Annotated in this window: 23 protein-coding genes and 1 tRNA gene; 8 read left to right on the top strand and 16 right to left on the bottom strand. The window is 68.5% G+C overall.

Going from position 1 to position 24,668, the window contains the following annotated elements:
- Nucleotides 1-11 precede the first annotated feature (11 nt).
- From FVA74_RS11870 to FVA74_RS11880, 3 genes are all read right to left on the bottom strand, one after another.
- Nucleotides 12-215 carry a cold-shock protein gene (locus FVA74_RS11870; protein ID WP_147722701.1) on the bottom strand — a complete coding sequence of 68 codons (204 nt, stop codon included), beginning with the start codon at nucleotides 213-215 and terminating at the stop codon, nucleotides 12-14.
- Nucleotides 216-463: 248 nt separating this feature from the next.
- Nucleotides 464-1,033 (bottom strand): LytR C-terminal domain-containing protein, encoded by a 570-nt coding sequence (locus tag FVA74_RS11875; protein ID WP_147722702.1) that lies wholly within the window; start codon nucleotides 1,031-1,033, stop codon nucleotides 464-466.
- A 37-nt stretch (nucleotides 1,034-1,070) separates the two neighbouring features.
- Nucleotides 1,071-1,328, bottom strand: coding sequence for a DUF3263 domain-containing protein (locus FVA74_RS11880; protein ID WP_147722703.1), 258 nt, complete (start codon nucleotides 1,326-1,328; stop codon nucleotides 1,071-1,073).
- A gap of 114 nt (nucleotides 1,329-1,442) precedes the next feature.
- Here FVA74_RS11880 and FVA74_RS11885 point away from each other — a divergent pair, with 114 nt between their 5' ends.
- A complete protein-coding gene (locus tag FVA74_RS11885; protein WP_240792233.1) occupies nucleotides 1,443-2,576 on the top strand; it encodes a hemin ABC transporter substrate-binding protein in 1,134 nt (377 codons plus the stop codon).
- Here FVA74_RS11885 and FVA74_RS11890 read toward each other — a convergent pair.
- A complete protein-coding gene (locus tag FVA74_RS11890) occupies nucleotides 2,531-3,514 on the bottom strand; it encodes a DUF2332 domain-containing protein (protein WP_147722704.1) in 984 nt (327 codons plus the stop codon). The genes FVA74_RS11885 and FVA74_RS11890 overlap by 46 nt on opposite strands.
- Before the next feature lie 91 nt (nucleotides 3,515-3,605).
- A complete protein-coding gene (locus tag FVA74_RS11895; protein ID WP_147722705.1) occupies nucleotides 3,606-6,101 on the bottom strand; it encodes an HtaA domain-containing protein in 2,496 nt (831 codons plus the stop codon).
- Nucleotides 6,102-6,309: 208 nt separating this feature from the next.
- Between FVA74_RS11895 and msrB the strand changes: the two genes are divergently transcribed.
- Nucleotides 6,310-6,732: a peptide-methionine (R)-S-oxide reductase MsrB gene (gene msrB, locus FVA74_RS11900; protein ID WP_147722706.1), complete on the top strand. Its 423-nt coding sequence runs from the start codon at nucleotides 6,310-6,312 to the stop codon at nucleotides 6,730-6,732.
- Between the two features lie 53 nt (nucleotides 6,733-6,785).
- Nucleotides 6,786-6,862 (top strand) — tRNA-Thr (locus FVA74_RS11905).
- Between the two features lie 136 nt (nucleotides 6,863-6,998).
- On the opposite strand, the gene FVA74_RS11910 is transcribed toward FVA74_RS11905, so the two are convergent.
- Complete coding sequence (locus FVA74_RS11910; protein WP_147722707.1) at nucleotides 6,999-7,925, bottom strand: thioredoxin domain-containing protein; 927 nt, start codon at nucleotides 7,923-7,925, stop codon at nucleotides 6,999-7,001.
- A gap of 249 nt (nucleotides 7,926-8,174) precedes the next feature.
- On the opposite strand from FVA74_RS11910, the gene FVA74_RS11915 reads away from it, so the two are divergent.
- Nucleotides 8,175-9,269: an ABC transporter ATP-binding protein gene (locus tag FVA74_RS11915; RefSeq protein WP_147722708.1), complete on the top strand. Its 1,095-nt coding sequence runs from the start codon at nucleotides 8,175-8,177 to the stop codon at nucleotides 9,267-9,269.
- A 26-nt stretch (nucleotides 9,270-9,295) separates the two neighbouring features.
- Nucleotides 9,296-10,600, top strand: coding sequence for a DUF4032 domain-containing protein (locus tag FVA74_RS11920; protein WP_147722709.1), 1,305 nt, complete (start codon nucleotides 9,296-9,298; stop codon nucleotides 10,598-10,600).
- Between the two features lie 13 nt (nucleotides 10,601-10,613).
- Here FVA74_RS11920 and FVA74_RS11925 read toward each other — a convergent pair whose 3' ends face one another.
- The 7 genes from FVA74_RS11925 to FVA74_RS11955 form a co-directional block, all read right to left on the bottom strand.
- Entirely contained in the window at nucleotides 10,614-11,765 is a 1,152-nt protein-coding gene (locus tag FVA74_RS11925; protein WP_147722710.1) for an acyl-CoA dehydrogenase family protein, read from the bottom strand.
- Nucleotides 11,765-13,690 carry a biotin carboxylase N-terminal domain-containing protein gene (locus tag FVA74_RS11930; RefSeq protein WP_147722711.1) on the bottom strand — a complete coding sequence of 642 codons (1,926 nt, stop codon included), beginning with the start codon at nucleotides 13,688-13,690 and terminating at the stop codon, nucleotides 11,765-11,767. The genes FVA74_RS11925 and FVA74_RS11930 overlap by 1 nt, the downstream gene beginning before the upstream one ends.
- A gap of 5 nt (nucleotides 13,691-13,695) precedes the next feature.
- Nucleotides 13,696-15,252 carry a carboxyl transferase domain-containing protein gene (locus tag FVA74_RS11935; RefSeq protein WP_147722712.1) on the bottom strand — a complete coding sequence of 519 codons (1,557 nt, stop codon included), beginning with the start codon at nucleotides 15,250-15,252 and terminating at the stop codon, nucleotides 13,696-13,698.
- A gap of 212 nt (nucleotides 15,253-15,464) precedes the next feature.
- On the bottom strand, nucleotides 15,465-16,484 hold the full coding sequence (gene rlmB, locus FVA74_RS11940; protein WP_147722713.1) for a 23S rRNA (guanosine(2251)-2'-O)-methyltransferase RlmB: 1,020 nt from the start codon (nucleotides 16,482-16,484) through the stop codon (nucleotides 15,465-15,467).
- A 25-nt stretch (nucleotides 16,485-16,509) separates the two neighbouring features.
- Entirely contained in the window at nucleotides 16,510-17,928 is a 1,419-nt protein-coding gene (gene cysS / locus FVA74_RS11945; RefSeq protein ID WP_147722714.1) for a cysteine--tRNA ligase, read from the bottom strand.
- A 59-nt stretch (nucleotides 17,929-17,987) separates the two neighbouring features.
- Nucleotides 17,988-19,163 (bottom strand): 2-C-methyl-D-erythritol 4-phosphate cytidylyltransferase, encoded by a 1,176-nt coding sequence (ispD, locus tag FVA74_RS11950; RefSeq protein WP_147722715.1) that lies wholly within the window; start codon nucleotides 19,161-19,163, stop codon nucleotides 17,988-17,990.
- A gap of 83 nt (nucleotides 19,164-19,246) precedes the next feature.
- A complete protein-coding gene (locus FVA74_RS11955) occupies nucleotides 19,247-19,729 on the bottom strand; it encodes a CarD family transcriptional regulator (RefSeq protein ID WP_147722716.1) in 483 nt (160 codons plus the stop codon).
- Between the two features lie 165 nt (nucleotides 19,730-19,894).
- On the opposite strand from FVA74_RS11955, the gene FVA74_RS11960 reads away from it, so the two are divergent.
- Nucleotides 19,895-20,356 (top strand): hypothetical protein, encoded by a 462-nt coding sequence (locus FVA74_RS11960; protein ID WP_147722717.1) that lies wholly within the window; start codon nucleotides 19,895-19,897, stop codon nucleotides 20,354-20,356.
- Nucleotides 20,357-20,491: 135 nt separating this feature from the next.
- Here FVA74_RS11960 and FVA74_RS11965 read toward each other — a convergent pair whose 3' ends face one another.
- Nucleotides 20,492-21,184, bottom strand: a complete 693-nt coding sequence (locus FVA74_RS11965; protein WP_147722718.1) for a response regulator transcription factor — start codon at nucleotides 21,182-21,184, stop codon at nucleotides 20,492-20,494.
- Nucleotides 21,181-22,386, bottom strand: a complete 1,206-nt coding sequence (locus tag FVA74_RS11970) for a cell wall metabolism sensor histidine kinase WalK (protein WP_147722719.1) — start codon at nucleotides 22,384-22,386, stop codon at nucleotides 21,181-21,183. The genes FVA74_RS11965 and FVA74_RS11970 overlap by 4 nt, the downstream gene beginning before the upstream one ends.
- A gap of 176 nt (nucleotides 22,387-22,562) precedes the next feature.
- Here FVA74_RS11970 and phoU point away from each other — a divergent pair, with 176 nt between their 5' ends.
- On the top strand, nucleotides 22,563-23,213 hold the full coding sequence (gene phoU, locus FVA74_RS11975; RefSeq protein ID WP_147722720.1) for a phosphate signaling complex protein PhoU: 651 nt from the start codon (nucleotides 22,563-22,565) through the stop codon (nucleotides 23,211-23,213).
- Between the two features lie 58 nt (nucleotides 23,214-23,271).
- Here phoU and FVA74_RS11980 read toward each other — a convergent pair whose 3' ends face one another.
- Nucleotides 23,272-24,015 carry a phosphoglyceromutase gene (locus tag FVA74_RS11980; protein WP_147722721.1) on the bottom strand — a complete coding sequence of 248 codons (744 nt, stop codon included), beginning with the start codon at nucleotides 24,013-24,015 and terminating at the stop codon, nucleotides 23,272-23,274.
- Nucleotides 24,016-24,130: 115 nt separating this feature from the next.
- On the opposite strand from FVA74_RS11980, the gene FVA74_RS11985 reads away from it, so the two are divergent.
- The gene (locus FVA74_RS11985) at nucleotides 24,131-24,667 is read left to right on the top strand and encodes a hypothetical protein (protein ID WP_147722722.1); all 537 of its coding nucleotides are present in this window, start codon (nucleotides 24,131-24,133) and stop codon (nucleotides 24,665-24,667) included.
- Nucleotide 24,668 lies beyond the last annotated feature (1 nt).

The raw sequence follows: 24,668 nt of genomic DNA on the forward strand, positions 1-24,668 counted from the left end.
TCACTACGTCGTCACGCGGGCCGCACAGACTCCGCCTGCGGGCCCTTCGACCCGGTGCCGACCTCGAAGGTCACCTGCTGACCCTCTTCGAGCACCTTGTAGCCGCTCATGTCGATGGCGGAGTAGTGGACGAAGACGTCTTGCCCTCCACCCTCGACGGTAATGAATCCGTAGCCCTTTTCAGCGTTGAACCACTTCACGGATCCGTTCGCCATCTGTTACTCCCTGCTGTGTACCGTTCAACGGCGCTCGCGGTGCGGCGCCGAGTCACCGAGCGCGGACGGGTATCCCGCGTCACCAGGTTCACGAAGCGCGTAGTCGAGAGCCTCACAGAGCCGGATGGGCGACCAGTTCCAGATAGTAATGATCCGAGCCCCAAAAGGGGAGAGTCAGATGAGAATCTGTCGGCGGAAGACGCGAGATTAAACGGGCGCGTAACGTGCGGGGCGCTGCCGAAGGACGATCAGGGGGTCGTCGCGTCGTAGTCGGCACCGATCAACACGACGATGGGCGACGCAGGATAGTCATTGGAGAGACGCAGCTCCCCGACGCCGAGATGCTCGATGATCATGCGCGCCGCGGCCTCGTTGACGGGGTCGTTATAGAACACCAGGGTGCGTTCGACGTCGTCAACCGCCGCATTTGCCCGGCTGCCGACATCCGTTGACGCACCTTCCCAGCCCTGGGCGACGAGAGCATCGCCCACCTGGGTCGCAAGACCCGGAGCGCCGGTGCCGTTGAGCACCGTGATCGGCACAGTCGGGTCGAGCATGGGCTCGACCGTCGGCTGCTCAGGCCCGGGATCCACGGGGTCGGCGGGTGCCGCCGCGTCGCGGCCCGGCACCCGCAGGTCGAGGTCGGGGTTGAGGAGCGAGAGGCCAAACAGTCCGCCGGCGACGAGCAGCACGGTCGCGAGCGCCGCCCAGGCGAAAGCGATCCAGCGACGAGCGGGCTCGGCCGGTGCGCGGTGAGCACCGACACGGGGAAGGTCGTCGGGGATTTCGTCGAAGCGATCTCGGATGCGGGTGGCCATCGTGTTCCTCAGGTGGATCGTCGCCGCGACTGGGACGTCAGGCGCGACGCCGGGCGTCTCGCAGGCGCCGCAGGCGTCGCACGAGCATCGGGTCGTGGGCGAAGGCCGCCGGGGATTCGATGACGGCGTTCAGCAACTGATAGTAGCGGGCCGGGCCGAGGCCAAGCTCAACGCGGATGGCCTCCTCCTTCGCGCCGGGGTGGCTCCACGGTCGGCGCTCGAACTCGAGGATGCGCGCATCGCGCTCGGAGATCTCGGGGAGATCCGAGCGTTTGTCGCTCGCGGTGGTGGGCATCCATACAAGGCTACGGCGACAGTCAGCAGCAGCCAGGGAGGCGGCCGGAGGGTCGCGACATCGGGGCTAAGTTAGGATAGCCTTACCAAAAGCCCGACCATCGCAAGGAGCCCCGTGCCGCGCCGCCGAATCCCCGCCGCCCTCGCCGCGGTCGCGGCGGCACTCGCCCTCCTGACGGGCTGCATGGGCGGCCAGGCCTATTCCTCCGGTGAGGTCACCGACGCCGACGCGCAGCGCGTGCCCCTCGCGCAACTCGACCTGCTCGACGACCCGCGCGACTGGGTGGGCGAGTCCACCGCGAAGCTGGCGTCAGCATCCGTCGATGTCCTGATCGAGCGACCCGAACAACAGCTTCCGGCGACCGTCACCTCACACGACCTCGCAGGTGACACGACCGTGGCCGTCACGGAGACGACCCGGGTGCTCGGCCTCGACATGTCCGGTTCGATCGCGGCGACCATCGTCGGGCTCGGCTTCGGCGACACCCTCGTGGGCCGCGACGTCTCGTCGACCTTCGAGCAGGTCGTCGACCTTCCCGTCGTGACCTCGAGCGGCCACAGCATCAATTCCGAGTCGATCATCAGCCTTCGGCCGACACTGGTCGTCACCGACGGCAGCATCGGCCCGATCGACGTCGTGCTGCAACTGCGCGACGCCGGCATCCCCGTCGTCTTCGTCGATGACGTCGCCGGCTTCGAGGGCGTCGGCACGCTCGCCCGCCAGGTGGGCGCAGCATTCGGTGCCGCCGAGGCGGGCGAGGAACTTGCGACCCTCCTCGAGGCGCAGATCGAAGCGAAGGTCGCCGAGATCGCCGAGATCGCCCCGAGCGGCGGCGAGCGCCTGCGGATGCTCTTCCTCTACCTGCGCGGTGGCTCCGGCATCTACTACCTCTTCGGCAGCGAGTCGGGCGTCGACGACCTGATCACGGGCATCGGCGGCATCGACGTCGCGACCGAGATCGGCTGGACGGGCCTCCAGCCCATGACCGATGAGGCCGTCATCGCGGCGAGGCCCGAGCTCATCCTCGTCATGACCTCGGGGCTCGACAGCACCGGCGGCATCGACGGACTCCTCGACGAGAAGCCGGCCCTCGCCCAGACACCGGCGGGCCAGAACCGCCGATTCGTCGACATGGCATCTGGCCAGGTGCTCGGCTTCGGCCCCCGCACGCCAGACGTGCTCGATGCGCTCGCCCGCGCTACCTATGCGCCCGCGCTGGGCGAGCAGGCCTCGAGCGTCTCCCCGTAGGGGCCGCTGAAGGCGAGCGGATGCTCGTCAACGGCCAGCACGAAGCGCCCGCGGAGCTCGTCCTCCGCCCAACCCGCGTCGCGCAGCCGCCCTTCGACCCGGGGCAGCACCCTCGCGCCCTCGAGCGACACCCAACGGGCACCGCTCGCGCGGATGCGTTCCGCGAGCCGTGCGCGTCGCGGCGCCGGAATGTAGATGAGCACGCCCATCGTCACGACGACGGGCGTCGCTGCTTCAGGCGCGAGCGCGAGAAGCTGGTCGAGGGCCGCCTCGGCGTCACCCGCGAGCAGATGCGGTGGGTCGTGCCGTGCGATCGCGATTGCACCCCGCACCCTCGACTCGCGGTCGTGCTGGCCCGGCCAGGTGAGGGCGCCCAGCCACGCGGCATCCGCTGGGCTTGTCACGTCGAGCGGGCGGAGGTCGACGCCAGCGCGCGTCACGACGATTGGGAGCCTCCGCGGCGGCTCGACGCCGGCTCCGAGGGTGCACGTGAGGGTGACGGCGCTTGGCCCGTCGGCGGGGTGGAGACGGCGGCCGGAGTAGTCGTAGCTGTAGCGGTCGGGGTAGAGGCAGAGGCCGGCGGATGCCCCGATCTCGAGGAGCGCGACCGGCCCGTCGATCGTGGCGAGGGCTGCCGTGAGCGCCGCACACCGGCCGGGTTCGTTCGTCTGCACGGGCCGGGCGGCGAGTTCGGCGGCGAGCGCGCTGGCGTTCCTGCGAAGAAAGTCGGTGATGCCGGCGTCGTGGTCTCGTGCACCGAGCAGGCTCGCCACGGCGAAGACGAGGGGCGGCTGCCGGTGCTGCTCCGGGAACGTTTCGAGCAGGGCGACCGTGGCGGGGTCATCCGCGATGGCGCCCGCCCACGCTTCGTACTGGGGAGAGACGGATGCCGCCTGCCGCCCGAAATCGCGGAACCACTGGGCAGTGTCGCGGGCCATGCACCGATCCTGCCCTCTCGGGCACCGAGTTGCCCACTTCGACGCTCGCGGTGGTGCTCGATGCGCGCGAAGTGGGCAACTCGGGGTGTGGTTACTCCTTGCTGCGGCGGCGCGCCAGCAGTGCGACCAGAAGGGCGATCACGACGAGCAGGAGTACGCCGCTGATGATCCACGGCAGCCAGTCGCTTGTCGCCTCATCCGTTTCTTCTGCCTCTTCGGCCGCAGGCTGTTCGGCGCGCGGTGTGGCCGCAGCATCGCAGCCGTCCTCGACCGCGAGTTCGAGCGTGATCGGGTCGAGATCGGTGCCGGTTTCGTAGGTGCCGAAGGCTGCGGAACCCTGCGCGGTGAGCACGGCGGGTATGTCGGCGAGCCTCACACCGCCGCCGCGTTCTTCAGTCGTTGCGGCCGCGAGGTCGAGGTCGGCGAAGTGCACGCCGATCTGGTTGACGGATTCGCCGTCGCGCGTCTCACCCGTGACATCGAGCAGGAGCCGCCCGGTGCCGTCGTCGAGCATCTCGATGTGGGGATTGCCAATCGTCGTGTTCAGCACGCCACCGTGACCGGTGAAGGTGATCGTTCCGGGGAAGCTGATGGTGCCTTCGCCCGTCGCGGGGTCGTAGCTGCCCGTGTCGCTCGTGAAGCCGAAGTTTGGGGTCTCGTAGGTCGCGCCCTCGCCGACGGTCCACTCCCCCTTCGCGATCGTGCCGCTCACATAGGAACGGAATGCCTCCTTGAAACCCCACGTGAGGCTGGCGCCTGTCACGACGCAGCCATCGAGCGAGGTCGTGGTGGCCATGATCTCCGCGATCGTGATCGGGATGCCGCGACTCACCGAACCCTGCAGGGTGAGCGTGTGCTCGCCCGTGAGCTCTGCGGGAAGCAAGCCCGTCCAGGTGACGTCACCGTTGGCATCCGCTGTCGCATTGCGGTCAAGCACTATCGGCTCGGAGTAGATGACGACGAGAATGCCGGTCTCGTTCGGCTGGAAGCCCGACGCGGTGATGGTGACCTCTCCCCCGGGCACGGGCTCGCCTTCGACGATCTCGACGCCGGTCGAAGCGGGCGGCGCGGGCGCGGGGGTGCGCGTGGCGGCACGGGCGGGGGCTGATGCCACGACCACGGTGCCTCCGGAGGCGGCCGCTGCGGGCGCCCCGACGGTGAAGCTGACGGGGTCGAGAGGGTCGCCCGTGGCATAGAAGCCGTTGAACGCGTTCGCCCCTGCCCCCGTGAGGGTCGCGGGTACTCCGGTGTAGGTGACGGCGCCGCCGACCTCGGTGCGGCTGGACGCCGCCAGATTGAGGGTCCCCATGAGCACGCGCGCGCCGTTCACGCTGACGTAGAGGTTCGCGCGCTGCGGCGAGACGACCTCGACGGTCGGGTTTGCGAACGTGAGGTCGAGCGATGCGCCGTGGCCCCTGAACCGGACGGAACCGGAGTAATCGGCTGTGCCGGCACCGGTGGCCGCCGTGAAGGTGCCGCCGGCCTGGCCGAAGACGAATGCCCCGCCGGCGCTCCTCGCGCCCGCAACCGAGATGCTGCCGCTCGCGATCGGCCCGGTCACGTAGTTGCGGAACGCGGACTTCACGCCCCAGGTGAGCGACCCGGCCGCGACAGGTGCGACGGGCGTCGGGGGCGCCGGCGTGGTGGGGGGCGCCGGCGTCGTCGGCGTGGTCGGGGGCGTCGGAGTCGTCGGGGCGTCGTATTGGAGGGGCACGATGACGTCCTGCGACGTGTCGCGCATCCCCTGGCCATGCGCCTTCGAGACGTAGACACTGAAACCGCTTGGCGCCGACGCCGGGGCTGTGACGTTCACGGTGAAGGAACCGCCACCCCGCGAAATCACGGCGGTAGGCACGAACGATGTCGCGCCCGAGTCGATGCCTGCCTGATAGAAGCCGGGAGCACCGGAGGCAGCAACACCGAGGTACACACCGGGCGACGTGCTCTCATCGGTTTCGAAGCCGGACCCCGTGACAGTGACCTCACCACCCGCAGCGGGCGCCTTCGTCACCATGATCGCCGGACCTGGTACCGCCGGCGCCTCGGCGAAGGTGATGGGTGTGTACGTCTCGAAGGGTGCGTGGGTCGCGCCCCCGCCGGCGTAGGTGTAGATGCCGTAGTTGCCGTCCGAGGGAGCGCCCTCGATGACGTCGTCCACCTTCAGCTGCACCTCGAAGGAGCCGTCAGGGTTGATCGCGACGGCGCCGTAGGTTGCGCCACCGATCGTCGCAACGTCTTCAGGATTGACGACCCAGCGCTGGTCGCCGTTCTTACGCGCCGAGGAGCTGGCCCCGTCGGAGGGCTTCCACACATCGGCATAGACGCCGAAGACGACGTAGAACCCCGCGAACTTGCCCGCGAGTGGTGGACGCGACGCCAGCACGGACTGGTCGCCGAATCCTGTGCCCTGGACCGTCACGACGTCCCCCGACGCGAGCCCCGCAGTCTTCGACACCGAGATGCTCGGGCCCGGCGCAGCATGCGCTGGCGACGCTCCCGCGACGAGGCCTGCGAAGGCGAGAGCGATGGCGACGAGCAAGGCGGGGATGGACCGCCATGTCCACGGGCGCGCGAGGACTGTGTTCACGTGTGGGCTCCTGGGGAAGCGAGATGCCGCAGGTCATCAGGCAACCCTGTGCGACATAGATCTGGAAACTTAGGCAACCCTAAGTTCACTCGAAGACTAGTAGGTAAGGCTTGCCTAAGTCAAAGCGCCCCACGTGATGTGCCGTAACGCGGAACAATCGCAAAGCCCACGCGTTTAGTCTTGTTGAACCCACGTCGGAAGGCACCCCATGAACTACCAGGTCAACAAGAGCGAACAGGAATGGCTCGAGGAGCTCGGCCCCGAACGCTACGCGGTGCTGCGCAAGGCCGGCACGGAGCGCGCATGGTCGGGCGAGCTGCTCGACGAGGAGCGCGCGGGAATCTACACCTGCGCCGCCTGCAACGCCGAACTCTTCAAGAGCGGCACGAAGTTCGATTCCGGATGCGGCTGGCCCAGCTTCTACGAGTCGGTACGCCCCGAAGCGGTTGAGCTTCGTGAGGACACGAGCCTCGGCATGGTTCGCACCGAGGTGCTCTGTGCCGCCTGCGGCTCGCACCTCGGCCACGTGTTCCCCGATGGCTTCGGCACCCCCACGGGCGACCGCTACTGCATGAACTCGCTCTCCCTCAACTTCGCGGAAAAGGACACCGCGGAGGGCGCGGGAGCGTAACCTTCGCAGCGCCGCGCGCTCGGGCTAGGATGGCTCGGGCGCTACGCGCATCCGCCTCCTTAGCTCAGTTGGCCAGAGCATCGCTCTTGTAAAGCGAGGGTCGTCGGTTCGAATCCGACAGGGGGCTCCACCACCGGGCATCCGTGTCCGGATCGTCTATCGACTGCCTCATCGCCGAGCTGGCTTGGGGTCGCTTGACCCGCGCAACACCCGTGGGCGGTCATGGGAGCACCGGGCGCCGCGATCTCGCGCCCCGAGGGCCCGGCTCAGCCGGCCGGGGCCGGGCTGGGGCTCGGCGAGGGGCTCGCCTTGAGTTCGTTCGAGAAGGCGTTGCCGCTCGCGGTGCTGACGAAGCGCGCGAAGTCGGTGGCGCTCGAGAGGTCCTCGCCGGGGTAGGCGGTGCCGTCGACGATCACGGTGGGCGTGCGGGAGATCGCGTCGAGGTCGGCGTTCGGCAGGGGCCCCTCGAAGGCGCGCGCCGTTGCCGCATTGACCCACTTCTTGAACTGCACATCGTTGATGCACTGCTCGACCTTGCTTGGGGCGTCCACGCCGACCTGCTTCGCGAGGTCGACCAGCTCGTCATTCTTCAGGCCCGGCGTGTTCTCGGCGGGCTGCTCGGCGAAGAGGATACTGTGGAAGTCGAAGTAGCGGTCGGGCGAATAGTTCGCGACACAGGCCGCCGCGTTCGCCGCGCGGGTTGAGTACTGGGTGCCGAGCGAGAAGCGGTCGAGGAACGCGACGGGGTGCACCTCAAGCGTCGCCGCACCCGACGCGACCCAGGTGGCGATCTGCTCTTCGTTGGCCTCTTCGAAGACGCGGCAGGCCGGGCAGAAGTAGTCGACATACATGACGATGTCGACGACATCCGGGTCCTCAGAGGGTTCGAAAGCGACCGGCGCCGCACCCGGCCTGAGCCCGGGTGTCGCCTCCGCAACGAAGTCGGCGCCGATACGGATACCGTCGCTCAGCATGTTGCGCGGGCCAGAGCTCGTCTTGGGGATGGCGGCCATGATGCCAAAGACCGTGGCGCCAGCGACAGCGAGGATTCCAACCACGATGCCCACCTGCAGGAGGAGGCGGTTGCGGCGCTCCTTCTTCTTCTGCTCCAGGCGCGCCTGCTGCGCCTTTTCGCGGGCGGCGAGCCGCTTTTCGTTCTTCGTCGGCTTGGATCCCGGCGTGCCGTTCGTCATGAAACCTCACTCAGTTCTCTCGAGAGCTCGCCCAGCGACAGCCGCTCTCGCCCCCTGGCCCGACCGGGCAACTTCCGCATCCGCGGCACGCCTCGATGCTAAACACCGTGTCTGGGAGTTGGCCAGACGGTTACTCAGAGGGGGTCCGGTGACATAATGACACGATCGGGCCGCTCGCGGTCCGGTGCACAACATCCATTCACTACGGATCGTCCGGCACGTACCTGCCGGTGAAGGAGAAATACTGTCATGGCATCTGTCACCTTTGACAAGGCAACCAGGCTCTACCCGGGCTCGACCCGGCCCGCAGTCGACAAGATCGACCTCGAGGTAGCCGATGGCGAGTTCCTCGTGCTCGTGGGCCCCTCCGGTTGCGGCAAGTCCACCACGCTCCGGATGCTCGCCGGCCTCGAAGAGGTCAACGAGGGCCGCATCCTCATCGGCGACAGGGACGTCACCGACGTGCCGCCGAAGGACCGTGACATCGCCATGGTCTTCCAGAACTACGCGCTCTACCCGCACATGACGGTCGCCGAGAACATGGGCTTCGCGCTGAAGATCGCGGGTGTGCCCAAGGAAGAACGCGCCAAGCGAGTGCTCGAGGCCGCCAAGCTCCTCGACCTCGAGCCCTACCTCGGCCGCAAGCCGAAGGCGCTCTCGGGCGGCCAGCGTCAGCGTGTCGCGATGGGCCGCGCGATCGTGCGGAGCCCCCAGGTCTTCCTCATGGACGAGCCGCTGTCGAACCTCGACGCCAAGCTCCGTGTGCAGACCCGCACGCAGATCGCGTCGCTCACCCGCCGTCTCGGCGTCACGACCGTCTACGTCACGCACGACCAGACCGAGGCGCTCACGATGGGTGACCGCATCGCCGTGCTGAAAGACGGCGTGCTGCAGCAGGTCGGCACCCCGCGCGAACTCTATGCGGAGCCGAACAACGTCTTCGTCGCAGGCTTCATCGGTTCCCCCGCCATGAACCTCTTTTCGGCCGACGTCGTCGACGGCGGCGTGAAGTTCGGCACGGCCACGACGCCCGTGGCCCGCGACACACTGAGCGCCGCTTCGGCACCCAAGGTCACGATCGGCGTGCGCCCCGAAGACGTCAAGGTCTCGACGACCGGCGAGGGCCTGCCCGTCGAGGTCGACCTCGTCGAGGAGCTCGGCGCCGACGGCTACCTCTACGGTCACACCGAGGTCGATGGCAACCGTGTCGACCTCGTGGCTCGTGTCGATGGCCGCTCGCACCCCCACGCCGGTGACCGCGTGTACGTGCTTCCGACGGAGGAGCACCTGCACATCTTCGACACCGACTCGGGCCGCCGCATCAGCAAGCCCATCACGGACTGAGACTGACTCCGAAGGAGCACCGGCCCGTGTCAGGCTCCCTCCGCATCACCTCGTCGATCGCCGACTCGGCGCTGCTCGATCTCCCGTGGTCCATACCGCTGGAGGAGTGGCCCGAGTCGGTGATCGCCGCACTCCCCAAGGGCATCTCGCGTCACCTGGTGCGCTTCGCGCACATGGGCGGCGCCGTGATCGCCATCAAGGAGACATCCGCTGAACTGGCGCGGCGCGAATACGACCTCCTGCGCGCCCTCCAGCGTCTCGACATCCCCTGCGTCGAACCGCTCGCCGTCATCACCGACCGCAGCGACGACGACGGCAACCCGCTGCAGGCCGTGCTCGTCACGCGCCACCTCAAGTTCTCGCTGCCCTACCGGGCGCTCTATTCCCAGACACTGCGCCCCGACACCGCGACACGCCTCGTCGACGCGCTCGCGGTGCTGCTCGTGCGCCTGCACATCATCGGGTTCTTCTGGGGCGACGTGTCGCTGTCGAACACTCTGTTCCGACGGGACGCGGGAGCCTTCGCCGCCTACCTCGTCGACGCAGAGACGGGCGGGCTCTACGACGGCATCTCGGATGGGCAGCGCGAGAACGACCTTGAGATCGCCCGCATCAACATCGCCGGCGAACTGCTCGACCTCGCGGCGGGCAACCGCCTCGACGAGAACCTCGACCCAGTCGAGGTGAGCAACGGCATCATGGCCTCGTACCGCAGCCTGTGGGAGGAGCTCACGGGCGCGGAGTCGTTCAAGGCATCCGAACGTTGGCGCATCGCCGAGCGGGTCGAGCGCCTCAACCAGCTCGGCTTCGACATTGAGGAGTTGGCCATCCGCACCGATGAATCGGGGGCAGAGGTGCGCATCCAGCCGAAGGTCGTCGACGCTGGGCACCACCAGCGGCGCCTCCTGCGCCTCACCGGCCTCGACGCTCAGGAGAACCAGGCACGCCGCCTGCTCAACGACCTTGACTCCTATGCCGCGAGCTTCACCGCCAAGGATGCGGATGAGGAGATGGTCGCCCACCAGTGGCTCACCTCGGTGTTCGAGCCCGTCGTTCGGGCAATCCCGCGCGACCTCAAGGGCAAGCTCGAGCCGGCAGAGGTGTTCCACCAGCTGTTGGACCATCGCTGGTTCCTGTCGCAGAACGCGGGCCGCGACATCCCGCTCGCCGAAGCGGTCTCGTCGTACATCGACAACGTGCTGCGGCACCGCCGCGATGAGGCGACCGTGATCGATCCGTTGACCGGTACCTTCACGCAGCCCATCCAGACCGTCGGCAACGGCAAGGCACCAGGCCCCGACGACGAGGTCGACTGGCGCACGCTCGTCTGAGGCCCCGCCGGTGTCAGGCGATCCCGAGCGAGCGGGCGATCACGAGCAACTGCACCTCGTTCGTGCCCTCACCGATCTCGAGGATCTTGGAGTCGCGGTAGTGGCGGGCGACCGGGTACTCGTTCATGAAGCCGTTGCCGCCGAAGACCTGCGTCGCATCCCGCGCGTTGTCCATGGCGGCGTCACTCGCGGTGATTTTCGCGATCGCCGCCTCCTGCTTGAAGGGCAGTCCCGCGTCGCGCAGTCGTGCGGCGTGGTGCCATGCGAGCCTGGCGACGTGCACGCGCTGCTGCATGCGGGCGATCGTGAACTGGATGCCCTGGCGAGATGCCAGCGTCTCCCCGAACACGACGCGACTGCGCGAGTAGTCCACCGCCGCCTCGAGGCAGCCTTCCGCCGCGCCCGTCGCGAGCGCCGCGATCGCGATGCGGCCCTCGTCGAGGATGTGGAGGAAGTTCGCGAAACCGCGGCCGCGTTCACCGAGGAGGTTGGCCTCGGGAACCCGCGCGTCGCTGAAGGTGAGCGGATGCGTGTCTGAGGCGTGCCAGCCGACCTTGTCATAGGCAGGCTCCACCGTGAAGCCCGGGGTGCCGCTCGGCACGATGATGGTCGAGATCTCGCGGCGCCCCTCGCTCTCGCCGGTCACCGCCGTGACCGTGACGAAGCGCGTGATGTCGGTGCCCGAGTTGGTGATGAACTGCTTTGTGCCGTTGATGACCCATTCGCCGCCGTCGAGCCTCGCGGTCGTGCGGGTGGCACCGGCATCCGATCCCGCCTCGGGCTCCGTGAGGCCGAAGCCCGCGAGCGCCCGGCCCGCGAGCAGCTCGGGGAGCAGCTCCGCCTTCTGCTCTTCCGTGCCGAAACGGTGGATCGGCATCGCCCCGAGGCTCACGCCCGCTTCAAGCGTGATCGCGATGGACTGGTCGACCCTGGCGAGTGCCTCGATCGCCAGGCAGAGTGCGAAGTAGTCGCCGCCCTGCCCTCCGTGGTCCTCGGGGAACGGCAGGCCGAAGAGCCCGAGCTCGCCCATTTGCGCGACGACATCGAGCGGAAGGGTCTTGGTGCGATCGGCCTCGTAGGCCCGCGGCGCGACGACCTCCTCCGCGAACTCGCGGACCATGCGCGCGAGATCCCGCTCGTCCTCGTTCAGGTTGTGATGGTCCATTACTCCTCCACTACGAACAGTCGGTCACCCTGTTTGACCTGCTGGCCCTTGCTCGCGCCGACCTCGGTCACGACACCGCTGATGGGTGCCGTGAGCGAGAGCTCCATCTTCATCGCCTCGATGATGCCCAGCGGTGAGCCCGCTTCCACGGTCTCGCCGACGGCGACGTTCGTGCTGAGCACGACCCCGGGCATGGGCGAGAGCACGACGCCGTTGCTCGCCTGCGCAGCCGCTTCGACACGGCGCCGGCGCACGAGAGGCAGGCGATAGCTCTGTCCCAGGTACGAGACGTCTGCCCCGTGGGCCGAAACGACGACGGTCGCGGCGTGTACGCCACCGTCGATCTCCAGTCGCAGCCGTTCGGGACTCTCATCGACGAGCGATACCGAATGCTGCGAATCCCCCACCACCATGCGGCCGCCAGCGCGGTCGAGCGAGACACGGGTGGCAGCAGCGTCCACCGCGATGGTCGTGCTCCACGGTGCCGCGGGCTGCCCCATGCGCCACCCGTCGGCGACGCCGAAGGGATGCCGCGTGGCGGGCGTCGCCCGTGCGAGCGCCCACGTCGCGAAGACGGCAGGGATCGTGGCATCCGGAACGTCGACTGCCCCGGGATTCACATCGAGGAACGAGGTCGTGATGCTCGCGTCACGGAAGCCGGCGGAGTCGGCGAGCGCCCGCAGGAATCCGAGATTGGTCGTGACCCCGACGATGGCGGATGCGCCGAGCGCCTCGATGAGGACACGTCGCGCGACTTCGCGGCTCGGCCCGTGCACGATGACCTTCGCGAGCATGGGGTCATAGGCGGTGCCGACCCGCTGGCCCTCCTCGAGCGCGGTGTCGACGCGGGCATCCGCCGGCCAGACGAGGCGGCTGACGGTGCCGGTCTGCGGCAGGTAGCCGTTGAAGGGGTCCTCCGCGTAGACGCGCGCCTCGATCGCATGGCCCCGCATGCGCACATCCTGCTGCGCGAACGCAAGTGGCTCGCCCGCCGCAACCGCGAGCTGCAACTGCACGAGGTCGAGGCCCGTGATGAGCTCGGTCACGGGGTGTTCGACCTGGATGCGGGTGTTCATCTCGAGGAAGAACACGTCCTCCCCCGCCACGAGGAACTCGACCGTGCCCGCGTTCGTGTAGCCGACCGTCTTCGCGAGCGCGACGGAGGCACTCGTGAGCTGCTCGCGCACCGTTTCGGAGATCGTGGGGGCGGGAGCCTCCTCAAGCACCTTCTGATGGCGCCGCTGCGTCGAGCAGTCGCGCTCGAAGAGGTGCACGACGTTGCCGTGCGCATCCGCGAGCACCTGTACCTCGACATGACGCCCGTCCGGGAGGTATCGCTCGACGAGGAGGGTCGCGTCGCCGAAGGACTTCTGCGCCTCACGCTCGGCAGCGTCGAAGGACGCATCGAATTCAGCCGGGGTGCGAACGATGCGCATCCCCTTGCCGCCGCCGCCAGCGGCCGCCTTGATGAGCACGGGAAACTCGAGGCCATCGGCCTGGGCGCCGCCGCGCGTCACCGCAACGGACGGCACGACCGGCACACCGGCCTGGATCGCGAGCTCGCGGGCCGCGTCCTTGCGCCCCATCGCCTCGATCACGTCGGCGCTGGGGCCCACGAAGACGAGTCCGGCCTCGGTGACGGCGCGGGCGAAAGGCGCGTGCTCTGAGAGGAAGCCGTAGCCAGGATGGATCGCCTCGGCACCCGTCGCCCTCGCCGCCGCGAGGATTGCCGGGATGTTCATGTAGGACTCGGATGCCGGCGTGGGGCCGAGCCGCACCGCGGCATCCGCCGCGCGGGTGTGGGGTGCGCCGCGGTCGGCATCCGAATACACCGCAACCGTGCGCAGCCCCCTGGCCCGGGCTGCGCGGATCACGCGCAGGGCGATCTCGCCACGGTTGGCCACCAGGAGTGTGCTGAATGACATGCGCGTCACATCCTGAAGACGCCGTAGGACGGCGACGGAATCGGGGAGTTGGCGGCGACCGACAGGCCCATGCCCAACACACGGCGAGTATCGGCGGGGTCGATGACGCCGTCATCCCAGAGGCGGGCGGTCGAGTAGTAGGGCGAACCCTGTTCCTCGTACTGCGTGAGGATTGGGTCGCGGAAGGCGGCCTCCTCCGCGGGCGACCATTCGCCACCCTTCGCCTCGATCGCGTCGCGACGCACGGTCGCGAGCACGGATGCTGCCTGCTCGCCGCCCATGATCGAGATACGGGCGTTGGGCCACATCCAGAGGAAGCGCGGGTCGTAGGCGCGGCCGCACATGCCGTAGTTGCCGGCACCGTAGGAGCCGCCGATCACGACCGTGAACTTGGGGACGACCGACCCGACCACGGCCGTCACCAGCTTCGCGCCGTCCTTCGCGATGCCGCCGTTCTCGTATTCGCGCCCCACCATGAAGCCCGTGATGTTCTGCAGGAACACGAGCGGGATGCCGCGCTGGTTGCACAGCTCGACGAAGTGGGCGCCCTTCAGCGCGGACTCCGAGAAGAGGATGCCGTTGTTGGCGACGATGCCGACGGGATAGCCCCAAATGCGGGCGAAGCCCGTGACCAGCGTCGTGCCGTAGAGCTCCTTGAACTCCTGCAACTCGGAGCCGTCGACGATGTGCCGGATGACCTCGCGCACGTCATAGGGGGTGCGCGAGGAGACGGGCACGACGTCATACAGCCCCTCCTGCTCGTGCAGCGGCTCGACGACCTCACGCTGCTGCAGGCTGGGCGCCTCGTGCCGCTCGAAGGTGGCGACGATGGTGCGCACGATCTGCAGTGCGTGGTCGTCGTCCTCCGCGAGGTGGTCGGCGACACCTGAGGTGCGCGCGTGCACGTCGCCGCCGCCGAGGTCCTCCGCGCTGACGACCTCGCCCGTCGCCGCCTTCACGAGTGGCGGCCCGCCGAGAAAGATCGTGCCCTGGTTCCGCACGATGACGGTCTCATCCGACATCGCGGGAATGTACGCCCCGCCCGCCGTGCAGGAGCCCATGACGGCCGAGACCTGTGGGATGCCGCGAGCGCTCATCTGTGCCTGGTTGTAGAAGATCCGCCCGAAGTGTTCCTTGTCGGGGAACACCTCATCCTGCATCGGCAGGAAGCCCCCACCGGAGTCGACCAGGTAGATCGCGGGAAGCCTGTTCTGCAACGCGATCTCCTGCGCACGCAGGTGCTTCTTGACCGTGAGCGGATAGTACGTGCCCGCCTTCACGGTCGCGTCGTTGGCAACGATGACGCACTGGCGGCCGCTCACCAAGCCGATGCCGGCGATGACGCCCGCGCTCGGCACCTCTCCCCCGTACATGCCCTCGGCGGCGAGGGGAGCGATCTCGAGGAACGGGCTGCCTGGGTCGAGCAGGCGGTCCACGCGTTCGCGCGGCAACAGCTTGCCGCGTGCCGTGTGCTTCTCGCGGGCGCTGGCCGAGCCGCCCTGCCGCGCCGCATGCATCCGCTCCCTGAGTTCGTCAACCAGTGTGCGCAGTGATTCCGTCATGCGGCCGGGCCCTGTGGCCTGCCATAGGTCGCGGCGGCACCGAGACCGGTGCCAGCGACACCCCATCGTGTCTCCATACCGCGAATCCTAATCACGCGATCTGGGCGGTGTCAGTCAGCGAGGGCCCGAAAAGGTCCGAGCGCTCGGAAGCGCACTCGACAGCAGGGCCACGCGATACTCCATTGCCGCTCCCCGCGTCGACGGCATCGACCCTAGCGGGCGGCGCGTTGCCTCGACACCTCATAGAGGGTCACGCTCGCGGCGATGCCCGCGTTGAGCGACTCCGTCGCCGCGCTGATCGGAATCGACACGATCGCGTCGCACGTCTCGGTCACGAGGCGCGAGAGCCCCTTGCCCTCGCTGCCGACGACGATCACGAGCGGTTCCTTCGCGAGCTGGAGCGACGGCAGGTCGATGTCGCCGTCACCGTCGAGACCGAGCACGAAGGCACCGCGGTCCTTGAGCGACTTGAGCGTCTGTGTGAGGTTCGCTGCCATCGCGACGGGGGTGCGGGCGGCGGCACCGGCCGAGGTCTTCCACGCCGAGGCGGTCATGCCCACCGAGCGACGCTGCGGCACGATGACGCCGTGCCCACCGAAGGCGGCGGTCGAGCGGATGATCGCCCCCAGGTTGCGCGGGTCGGTGATGCCGTCGAGTGCCACGAACAGGGGCACCTGGCCACGGTCGACCGTGAGGTCGAAGAGGTCGATGGGGTGCGCGTACTCGTACGGCGGCACCTTGAGCGCGACGCCCTGGTGCACAGAGTCGAAGCCGCCCATGCGGTCGAGCTCCGGACGCATGACCTCGAGCACGGGGAGGCCGCGCTTCGTGGCGATCGACATGATCTCCTTGACGCGGTCGTCGTATTCGATGCGCGTCGCGATGTAGAGCGCCGTCGCCGGAATTTTGGCCCGCAGTGCCTCAACGACGGAGTTGCGCCCGGTCACGACCTCGGCCTGGTTGGCGCCCTGCTCCGACTTGCGCTGGCGAGACTGCGGCGGGCGGCCGCCATCGGCCTGCTGCGGCTTGCCGCCCCGGCCGCCGCGCTTCTCGGCGAGGCGTTCCTGCGACGCCTTGCGCTTGCCCGCGGGGTGGTATGGCCGGTCCTCCGCCTTGGGGGTCGGCTTGCGACCCTCGAGGGCCTGGCGTCCCTGGCCGCCAGAGCCGACCTGGGGCCCCTTGCGGCTCTTGCGCACGGCTCCGGCCCTGGGCTTGTTTCCGCTGTTCTTCATGGGGTGTCCCTACTGCTCGGCACTGCTATCTGTCTGTGAGGCTCCAATGCGGGCCTTCCGGGGTGTCCTCGATCTGGATACCCGCGGCTGCAAGCTCGTCGCGGATGCGGTCGGCCTCGGCGAAGTCCCGCGCCTCGCGCGCAACCCGCCGACTGTCGAGCAGTCGCGTCACGAGGGAGGAGAGGGCCGTGACGGCCGGCTCATCCGCTGCAGTCTGCCACTCTACGCTGAGCGGATTGATGCCCAGGATGTCGGTCATCGCCAGAACGCCTCCCAAAGCGCGCGCGACCGCCGCGAGATCCTCGTTGTCGAGCGCCGCATTGCCAGCCCGCACGGTGTCGTGGATGACGGCGATCGCCTGGGGCACCGAGAGATCGTCGTCCATCGCGGAGGCGAACTCCTCGGGCACATCCTGCACCGCCTCGGCCGCGAAACGCGTGGACGAGATGCGTCGCTCAGCTCTCCGGAGGAAGCCCTCGATGCGTTCGATCGCCGAGTCGGCCTCCTCGAGCACCCCGTCGTGGTAATCGATCGTGGAGCGGTAGTGCGCCGAGCCGAGGTAGTAGCGCACCGCGAGAGGGCGCGCGGCCGAGAGTAGGTCGCTGGCGAAGACGGAGTTGCCGAGCGACTTCGACATCTTCTGCCCGTTGACGTTCACGAGGCCGTTGTGCACCCAGTAGCTGGCGAAGCCATCCCCCGCGGCAGCCGACTGGGCGAGCTCGTTCTCGTGGTGGGGAAAGCGCAGGTCGAGCCCACCGCCGTGGATGTCGAACTGTGGCCCCAGGTAGCGCGACGACATCGCCGAGCACTCGATGTGCCATCCGGGTCGGCCGGCACCCCACGGCGATGGCCAGCTCGCCGACTCGGGCTCGTCTGCCTTGTGCCCCTTCCAGAGGGCGAAGTCGCGGGGGTCGCGCTTGCCGCGCGGGTCGGCGTCCGTCGCGGGCGCCATGTCGTCGCGCCCCTGACGCGTCAGCTCCCCGTAGCTCGGCCACGACGCCGTGTCGAAGTAGACGTCCCCCGAGCCATCCTCCGCCGGGTAGGCGTGGCCGCGCTCGATGAGTCGCTGGATGATCTCCTGCATCTGCCCGATGCTCGCGGTCGCGCGCGGCTCATAGGTTGGGGCGAGGATGCCCAGGGCGCGGTAGCTCGCCGTGAACTCGAGCTCCACGCGGTAGGCCAGTGCCCACCACTCCTCCGTCTCGGAGGCGTTCGCGAGGATCTTGTCATCGATGTCGGTGACGTTGCGCACGAAGGTGACGTCGTAGCCGCGCCACGTGAACCAGCGGCGCCACAGGTCGTAGACGAGGGCCGAACGCAGGTGCCCGATGTGCGGCGACGACTGCACGGTGGGCCCGCAGACGTAGATACCCACGCGACCTGGCTCGAGCGGTTCGAAGTCGAGCAACTCCTGGGCACGGGAGTCGTAGAGGCGCACGGTCATGCGCCCAAGCTTATTCGAGCCACGCGCGGCGCGACTCGGCCGACGGATGCCCCGGCCTGCTAGTTCACCGAGCGGATGAGCGCCGTCGCGAGCGCCGTCAGCCCCTCGCCGCGCCCCGGGAACCCGAGACCATCCGAGGTCGTCGCAGAAACGCTCACGGGCGCGCCGACGAGACCGCTGAGGTTCTGCTCGAGTTCGACGCGGCGCCCCGCGAGCTTGGGCTGGTTCGCGATCACCTGCACGGCGACGTTGACGACCTCATAGCCTGCCCCCGCGACGAGTCGCACGGTCTCCCGGATGAAGACGTCACCGTGGGCGCCAGCGAAGCGGTCGTCGGCGGTGCCGAAGCGACCGCCGATGTCGCCGAGCCCCGCCGCCGAGAGCAGTGCGTCGCAGATGGCGTGGCAGACGGCATCCCCGTCGCTGTGGCCCTTGAGGCCCGGCTCGTCCGGCCAGTAGACACCGCCGAGCCAAAGGGGGCTCTCGGGGTCGAAGGCGTGCACGTCGAGGCCGATACCGCTGCGGAAGGCCTGCACGTCACGCGAGCGCCCGGCCGCAAGCGTCGCGGCGCGCGAGAGGTCCCACGGCGTCGTCACCTTGAAGGCGAGCGGGTCGCCCGAGACCGTCGTGACGGTATGCCCGGCCGCCGCGAAGAGCGCTGCGTCGTCGGTGTGCTCGACCGTGGCAGCGGCATAGGCGGCCACGAGTTCTTCGCGGGGGAACCCCTGCGGCGTCTGCGCTGCAGCGAGCTCCGCACGATCCGGCGTGCCCACGACCGCACCGTCGCGCGTCACCTGCTTGATCGTGTCGGCGACCGGCAGCACAGGCAGCACGCCCCCACGAGTCGAGCGCGCGGCATCCGCCACCGTGTCGAAGAGCGACGAGGGCGTGAAGGCCCGGGCAGCATCGTGCACGAGCACGACGTCGACCGAGCGGCGCACCGCGGCAAGCCCCGCCGCGACCGACTCCTGGCGAGTGGCACCACCCGCGACGGCCGTGACGAGGTCGGCGACCGGCCCCGCGAGCTCCCCCGCAATCGACTTCGCAGCCTCGACGCGATCCGTCGGCGCGACGACGACGACCTGGGCCGGCGAGGTCATGCCCAGCACGGATGCGACGGCGTGGCCGAGCAGGGTGCGCCCGGCGACCCTGACGAAAGCCTTTGGCTCGCCGAGTCCGAGGCGGGTGCCGCTGCCTGCGGCGACGATCACGACAGCGGTGCGAGGCTCATGCATGGTTACGAGGGTAGCGCCGGCCGACAACGCAGAAGCCCCGCCGTCGCAGACGCGAGGGCGGGGCTGTGAAGCGTTGGTGCCGACTAGGAGGCGAGCACATCGTCGAGCATGCCCGACGCCTTCTCCTCATCGGTCTTCTCTGCGAGGGCGAGCTCCGAAACGAGGATCTGGCGCGCCTTGGCGAGCATGCGCTTCTCGCCGGCGGAGAGGCCGCGGTCCTGGTCGCGGCGCCAGAGGTCGCGCACGACCTCGGAGACCTTGATGACGTCGCCGGAGGCGAGCTTCTCGAGGTTGGCCTTGTACCGGCGCGACCAGTTGGTGGGCTCCTCGGTGAAGGGAGCGCGCAGCACCTCGAACACCTTGTCGAGGCCCTCCTGGCCGATGACGTCACGCACACCGACGAGGTCGACGTTGTCAGCCGGGACCTCGATCGTCAGGTCACCCTGGGTCACATTGAGCTTGAGGTAGAGCTTCTCTTCGCCCTTGATGACGCGCTTCTTGACCTCAATGATGGTTGCAGCACCGTGGTGCGGGTATACGACGGTTTCGCCGACCTCGAAAAGCATGGGTTAAGCTCCATTCCGTGGCTCCCAGTTTACCACAGGGGCGCCCTCCTCCAGCCTGCCGCCGGGCAGCGGCCCGAAGAGCCGTAGGATAAACTCACAAGCACCGCGGCGGGGTCTCTCCCGGCCGGCCCCTGCACCTGTTCCCACTCACCTGGAGGGTTCCCCGTGAGAGCTCGCACCGTCGCCACCGTCGCCCTCTCGGCGAGCATCGCGCTCGTCGCCACGGGGTGCACGTTCATCACGCCGCAGGCGACGACCCAGAACTACGACCCGAGCGACGGAGTCGGCGCCACGATCGGTGACGTCAAGGTGCTCAACGCAGTCGTCATCTCCGACAACGGGGAGAACGGCAACCTCATCGCGGGCTTCGCCAACAATGGCACCAAGCGCACCCGGATCGTGATCCAGTTCGAGGGCGCCGACGGCAAGCAGGACCGCACCGTCACGGTCGCGCCCGGCGAGGTCAAGTCGGTCGGCAGTGAAGAACTCTTCGAACTCGAGGGCATCGACGCGGAGCCCGGCTCGCTCTTCCCCATCTTCGTGCAGCACGGCGCCGAGACGGGCAAGCAGTTGCTCGTGCCGGTGCTCACCGATGCGCTGCCCGAGTACGCCGACCTCGCGCCGTAGTCCGCCCGCCGCATCCGCCAGTCCGAGCTCGCCAGTCCGAGCTCGCCAGTCCGAGCTCGCCAACTCTGGCATCCGTCAGTCGAGGCGCTGGCCGGGGCCCCTGACGCGGCGCTTCCGCGCCGCTCGGCCCGACGCCTACGCCGCCTCGTCTTCGAAGCGGTAGCCGAGTCCACGCACCGTCACGAGCAGCTTCGGCTGAGACGGCACCTGCTCGATCTTCGAACGCAGCCGCTTGATGTGCACGTCGAGGGTCTTGGTGTCGCCGAAGTAGTCGGCGCCCCACACGCGATCGATCAGCTGGCCGCGCGTCAGCACCCGCCCGGCATTGCGCAGGAGCACCTCGAGCAGCTCGAACTCCTTGAGCGGCATGGCCACCTCGGCGCCGCCCACCTCGACCGTATGCCGGTCGGTGTCCATGCGCACGGGGCCGACCTCGACGATGGCGGGGTCGAGTTCGTCGGCCGGCTCCACCCGCCGGCGCAGCACGGCGCGCACGCGGGCGAGCAGCTCCCGGCTCGAGTACGGCTTCGTGACGTAGTCGTCGGCGCCGAGCTCGAGCCCCACGACGATGTCGACCTCGGAGTCCTTCGCCGTCAGCATGATGATCGGCAGCTGCGAGACAGCACGGATGCGCCGGCACACCTCGGTACCTGAGATGCCGGGCAGCATGAGGTCGAGCAGCACGAGGTCGACGCCCCCGCGCTCGAACTCCTGCATCGCGGCAGTGCCATCGTCGGCGATGACGACGTCATAGCCCTCCTTCGCGAGAAGGTACTCGAGCGGCTCGCTCAGCGAACGTTCGTCTTCGACGATCAGGATGCGGGTCACGAGACTCCCTCTAGGGTTGCTGGGCTCGGCAGGAGCGGGGTCGGGCCGGTCGCGGCATCCGTCATCGACTTGAGCGACGACTGCGACGCCTCGGGAAGACGGATGGTAAAGGTCGACCCGCGGCCGACCTGTGACCACACGCGCACGTCGCCACCGTGGTTCTGCACCGCGTGCTTGACGATGCTGAGGCCAAGACCCGTGCCGCCCGTGTTGCGGGCACGGGCCGGATCGATTCGGTAGAAGCGCTCGAAGACCCGCTCGACGTCCTCCTCCGGGATGCCGATGCCCTGGTCGGTCACGGCGATCTCGACGACGCCGTCGCTGTGCGTCACGCCGACGCCAACCCGCGAGCCGTCCGGCGAATACTGCACGGCATTCGAGACGAGGTTATGGACGGCGGCGACGAGTATCGGCTCGTCCCCGTAGACCTGCGCGCCCGTCGCGCCGCCGCTGACGAGGGTGATGCGGTGCTTCTCGGCCTGCACACGGCTCGCGTCGATCGCGGAGGCCACGATGTCGTCGACATCGATGAGCTCAGGCTTGGCCAGGGCATCCGCCGCCTGCAGCCGCGAGAGTTCGATGATCTCCTTCGTGATGCGCGCCAGCCGGTCGGACTCCTTCGTGAGGCGCTTGGCGAAGCGTCGCACCTGCTCAGGGTCATCGGATGCCGACTGCAGCGCCTCGGCGAGCAGCCCGACCGCGCCGATCGGGGTCTTCAGCTCGTGGCTGATGTTGGCGACGAAGTCACGACGCACCTCGTCGAGCCGGTATGCCTCCGTGCGGTCCTCCGCGAGCAGCAGCACGAAGCGGGAACCGATGCGGGCGACGCGCACGAAAAGGTGCACGTTGGCGTCGCTGAAGGGGCCACGCGCGAGCACGACCTCCTGCGAGACGGGGTCGCCCTCGCGACGCACCCGGTCGACGATCTCCACGAGCTCCGGATGCACGAGCGACTGCTGCGAGACGAGGCCGAAGGCGAGCGCGCCCGGCGAGGCCTTCATGACGTTGTTGGAGGGGTCGACCACGACGCCGGCGGTCTCGAGCGCGTCGAGCACCTGTTCCACGCCGTCAGGAACGCCACCGCGCACCACCGCCACGGCTCGCTCGCCCCGGCGGGCGGCATAGTGAATCAAGCTGGCCAGCGCAGCGCCCACGGCAAGGCCGAAGAGCAACGACAGGGCAACCAGCACGCTGGGTTCCATAGCGACTAGATTAGTTACATCTCGACCCCGTCCGCCCGGGTGGCAGCAGGTTCGCTATGAGAAGCCGAGGTGTTCAACGGATGCTCACCGAGCGTTAACCTTCCCCGGTCAGGATGGCCCGGGATTGTGCGGGCTCACTGCCCCGCACCATTAACGCCAGGAATGAGGAACGGTCGATGCGCGAAGTCTTCCAACAGGAACTCCAGGAGGTGCAGGAGCGACTCGTCGAGATCGCGAGCCTCGTCGCTATCTCGATCGAGAACGCCACCCGCGCCTTCAACGAATCCAACGTCTCGCTCGCCGAGCGGGTCATCGCCGACGACGACAAGATCGACGATCTCGCCGTCAGCCTCGACGAGTTGGCCATCAACATCCTCGCGCGCCAGCAGCCCGTCGCGCGCGACCTGCGCATCGTCGTGAGTGCCCTGCGCATCTCGGCCTCGCTCGAGCGCATGGGTGACATGAGCGAGCACATCGCCCAGCTCGCGCGCTACCGCTTTCCCGAGAAGGTCGTGCCCAAGACGCTGCGGCCCACCTTCGCCGAGATGGGGCAGCTCGACGTCGCCATGGCGCGCAAGCTCGCGGAACTGCTGCGCACGGAGGATGTGCGCCTGGCGGAGGAGATCCGCAACGACGACGACAAGGTCGACGCGCTGCACCTCAGCGTCTTCGACACCGTGCTTGGCGAGAAGTGGAAGGGCGGCGCTGAAGACACGGTCGACGCGACGCTTGCCTCGCGGTACCACGAGCGCTTCGCAGACCACGCAGTCTCGATCGCCAAGAAGGTGCAGTACCTCGCGACGGGTGACTGGATTCCGGTCGACTAGCGCTGCTTGGCGGGCTGAGTAGCGGCCCTGGCGGGCCTACTCAACCCGCGCTCAGCGCTTAGTGCTTGCCCTGTGCTGCGACGGCGGCGGCGCCGGCGGCTGCGGCCTCGGGGTCGAGGTACCGCGAGGGCGCAACCGGCATGAAGTCTTCGCCGAGTTCGTAGACGAGCGGGATGCCCGTTGGGATGTTCAGGGCCGCGATGTCATCGTCCGAGATGCCGTCGAGGTGCTTAACGAGGGCGCGCAGTGAGTTGCCGTGCGCCGTGACCAGCACGGTCTTGCCCGCCGCGAGGTCGGGCGTGATGTCGGACTCCCAGTAGGGAAGCATCCGCTCGATCACGTCTTTCAGGCACTCCGTGCGGGGCAGCTCGTCGCCGAGATCGGCGTAACGGGGGTCGCTAGCCTGCGAGAACTCGTTGTCGTCGTCGAGGGGCGGCGGCGGGGTGTCGAAGCTGCGACGCCATGTCATGAACTGCTCCTCGCCGTACTTCGCGAGGGTGTCGGCCTTGTCGAGGCCCTGCAGCGCGCCGTAGTGACGCTCGTTGAGCCGCCACGAACGGGTCACGTCGATCCAGTCGCGGTCGCAGGCCTCGAGCGCGATGTTCGCCGTGTGGATGGCGCGCTTGAGCCGCGAGGTGTGGAGGATGTCGGGCAGCAGGCCCTCCTGGGCCATGAGTTCGCCGGCGCGACGCCCCTCGGCGCGGCCCTCCTCGGTGAGGGGCACGTCCACCCAACCTGTGAAGAGGTTCTTCTCGTTCCAGTCGCTGCGGCCATGGCGGAGGAGGATGAGCGTGTAGGTCATGCGGACAGTGTACTGAGGGCTCGGGGCCTGGCGGATGCGACATCATCCCTCAGGACTACCGGGGGGCGACCTGCGGCCGACGCGGCAGGGGGCGCCCGCAGAGTGGGATGGAACCATGAACGTTTCACGCCTACTCGCCGCCACCGCGGTCACCGTCCTCGCCACCTCGACTCTCGCCGGCTGCGCCATCATCGACACGATCTTCGAGGACGGCCCGCCCAAGGATGCCGAGGAGCGCCACTTCGAGGTGTATGCCGATGCGCCCACGACGGGCCACCTCGCCTTCGCGATGCCGAGCTTCGTGCCGAAGGACGCCACCGACATCGACGTGCGGCTCATGCCGAGCGCCGAGCCCGGCTACCTGCTTCGCTACACGTCGGACAAGGGATTCAAGGATGCTCGCTGCGAGCCGATCGCGGAGGCTCCGCCCGCCGCGATCACCTCGACCTGGTGGCCGGACGAGGAGTTCACGGAGGTGTCTGAGTGCGCCGAGAAGCGCATGGTTCGCCCCGTTTACGTGAGCATCGCCGGCGACACTGTCTTCGCCTGGACCTCCGACCTCGAGCCGGCAGACATGACGCCGGATGCCACGCCCGAGGCCGAGTCGGAGCAGGCCCCCAAGACGACCGACGGCACGCCCGGCACCGAGTAGT

Source organism: Salinibacterium sp. dk2585, from assembly GCF_008001035.1.
GTDB lineage: Bacteria > Actinomycetota > Actinomycetes > Actinomycetales > Microbacteriaceae > Homoserinimonas.

Coding starts and splice junctions, on each gene's coding strand:
- FVA74_RS11890 (WP_147722704.1), bottom strand. CDS start 3,514: ATGGCCCGCGACACTGCCCAGTGGTTCCGCGATTTCGGGCGGCAGGCG.
- rlmB (WP_147722713.1), bottom strand. CDS start 16,484: ATGAAGAACAGCGGAAACAAGCCCAGGGCCGGAGCCGTGCGCAAGAGC.
- FVA74_RS11875 (WP_147722702.1), bottom strand. CDS start 1,033: ATGGCCACCCGCATCCGAGATCGCTTCGACGAAATCCCCGACGACCTT.
- phoU (WP_147722720.1), top strand. CDS start 22,563: ATGCGCGAAGTCTTCCAACAGGAACTCCAGGAGGTGCAGGAGCGACTC.
- FVA74_RS11915 (WP_147722708.1), top strand. CDS start 8,175: ATGGCATCTGTCACCTTTGACAAGGCAACCAGGCTCTACCCGGGCTCG.
- FVA74_RS11985 (WP_147722722.1), top strand. CDS start 24,131: ATGAACGTTTCACGCCTACTCGCCGCCACCGCGGTCACCGTCCTCGCC.
- FVA74_RS11880 (WP_147722703.1), bottom strand. CDS start 1,328: ATGCCCACCACCGCGAGCGACAAACGCTCGGATCTCCCCGAGATCTCC.
- FVA74_RS11870 (WP_147722701.1), bottom strand. CDS start 215: ATGGCGAACGGATCCGTGAAGTGGTTCAACGCTGAAAAGGGCTACGGA.
- FVA74_RS11910 (WP_147722707.1), bottom strand. CDS start 7,925: ATGACGAACGGCACGCCGGGATCCAAGCCGACGAAGAACGAAAAGCGG.
- FVA74_RS11925 (WP_147722710.1), bottom strand. CDS start 11,765: ATGGACCATCACAACCTGAACGAGGACGAGCGGGATCTCGCGCGCATG.
- FVA74_RS11970 (WP_147722719.1), bottom strand. CDS start 22,386: ATGGAACCCAGCGTGCTGGTTGCCCTGTCGTTGCTCTTCGGCCTTGCC.
- FVA74_RS11980 (WP_147722721.1), bottom strand. CDS start 24,015: ATGACCTACACGCTCATCCTCCTCCGCCATGGCCGCAGCGACTGGAAC.
- FVA74_RS11935 (WP_147722712.1), bottom strand. CDS start 15,252: ATGACGGAATCACTGCGCACACTGGTTGACGAACTCAGGGAGCGGATG.
- ispD (WP_147722715.1), bottom strand. CDS start 19,163: ATGCATGAGCCTCGCACCGCTGTCGTGATCGTCGCCGCAGGCAGCGGC.
- msrB (WP_147722706.1), top strand. CDS start 6,310: ATGAACTACCAGGTCAACAAGAGCGAACAGGAATGGCTCGAGGAGCTC.
- cysS (WP_147722714.1), bottom strand. CDS start 17,928: ATGACCGTGCGCCTCTACGACTCCCGTGCCCAGGAGTTGCTCGACTTC.
- FVA74_RS11955 (WP_147722716.1), bottom strand. CDS start 19,729: ATGCTTTTCGAGGTCGGCGAAACCGTCGTATACCCGCACCACGGTGCT.
- FVA74_RS11930 (WP_147722711.1), bottom strand. CDS start 13,690: ATGTCATTCAGCACACTCCTGGTGGCCAACCGTGGCGAGATCGCCCTG.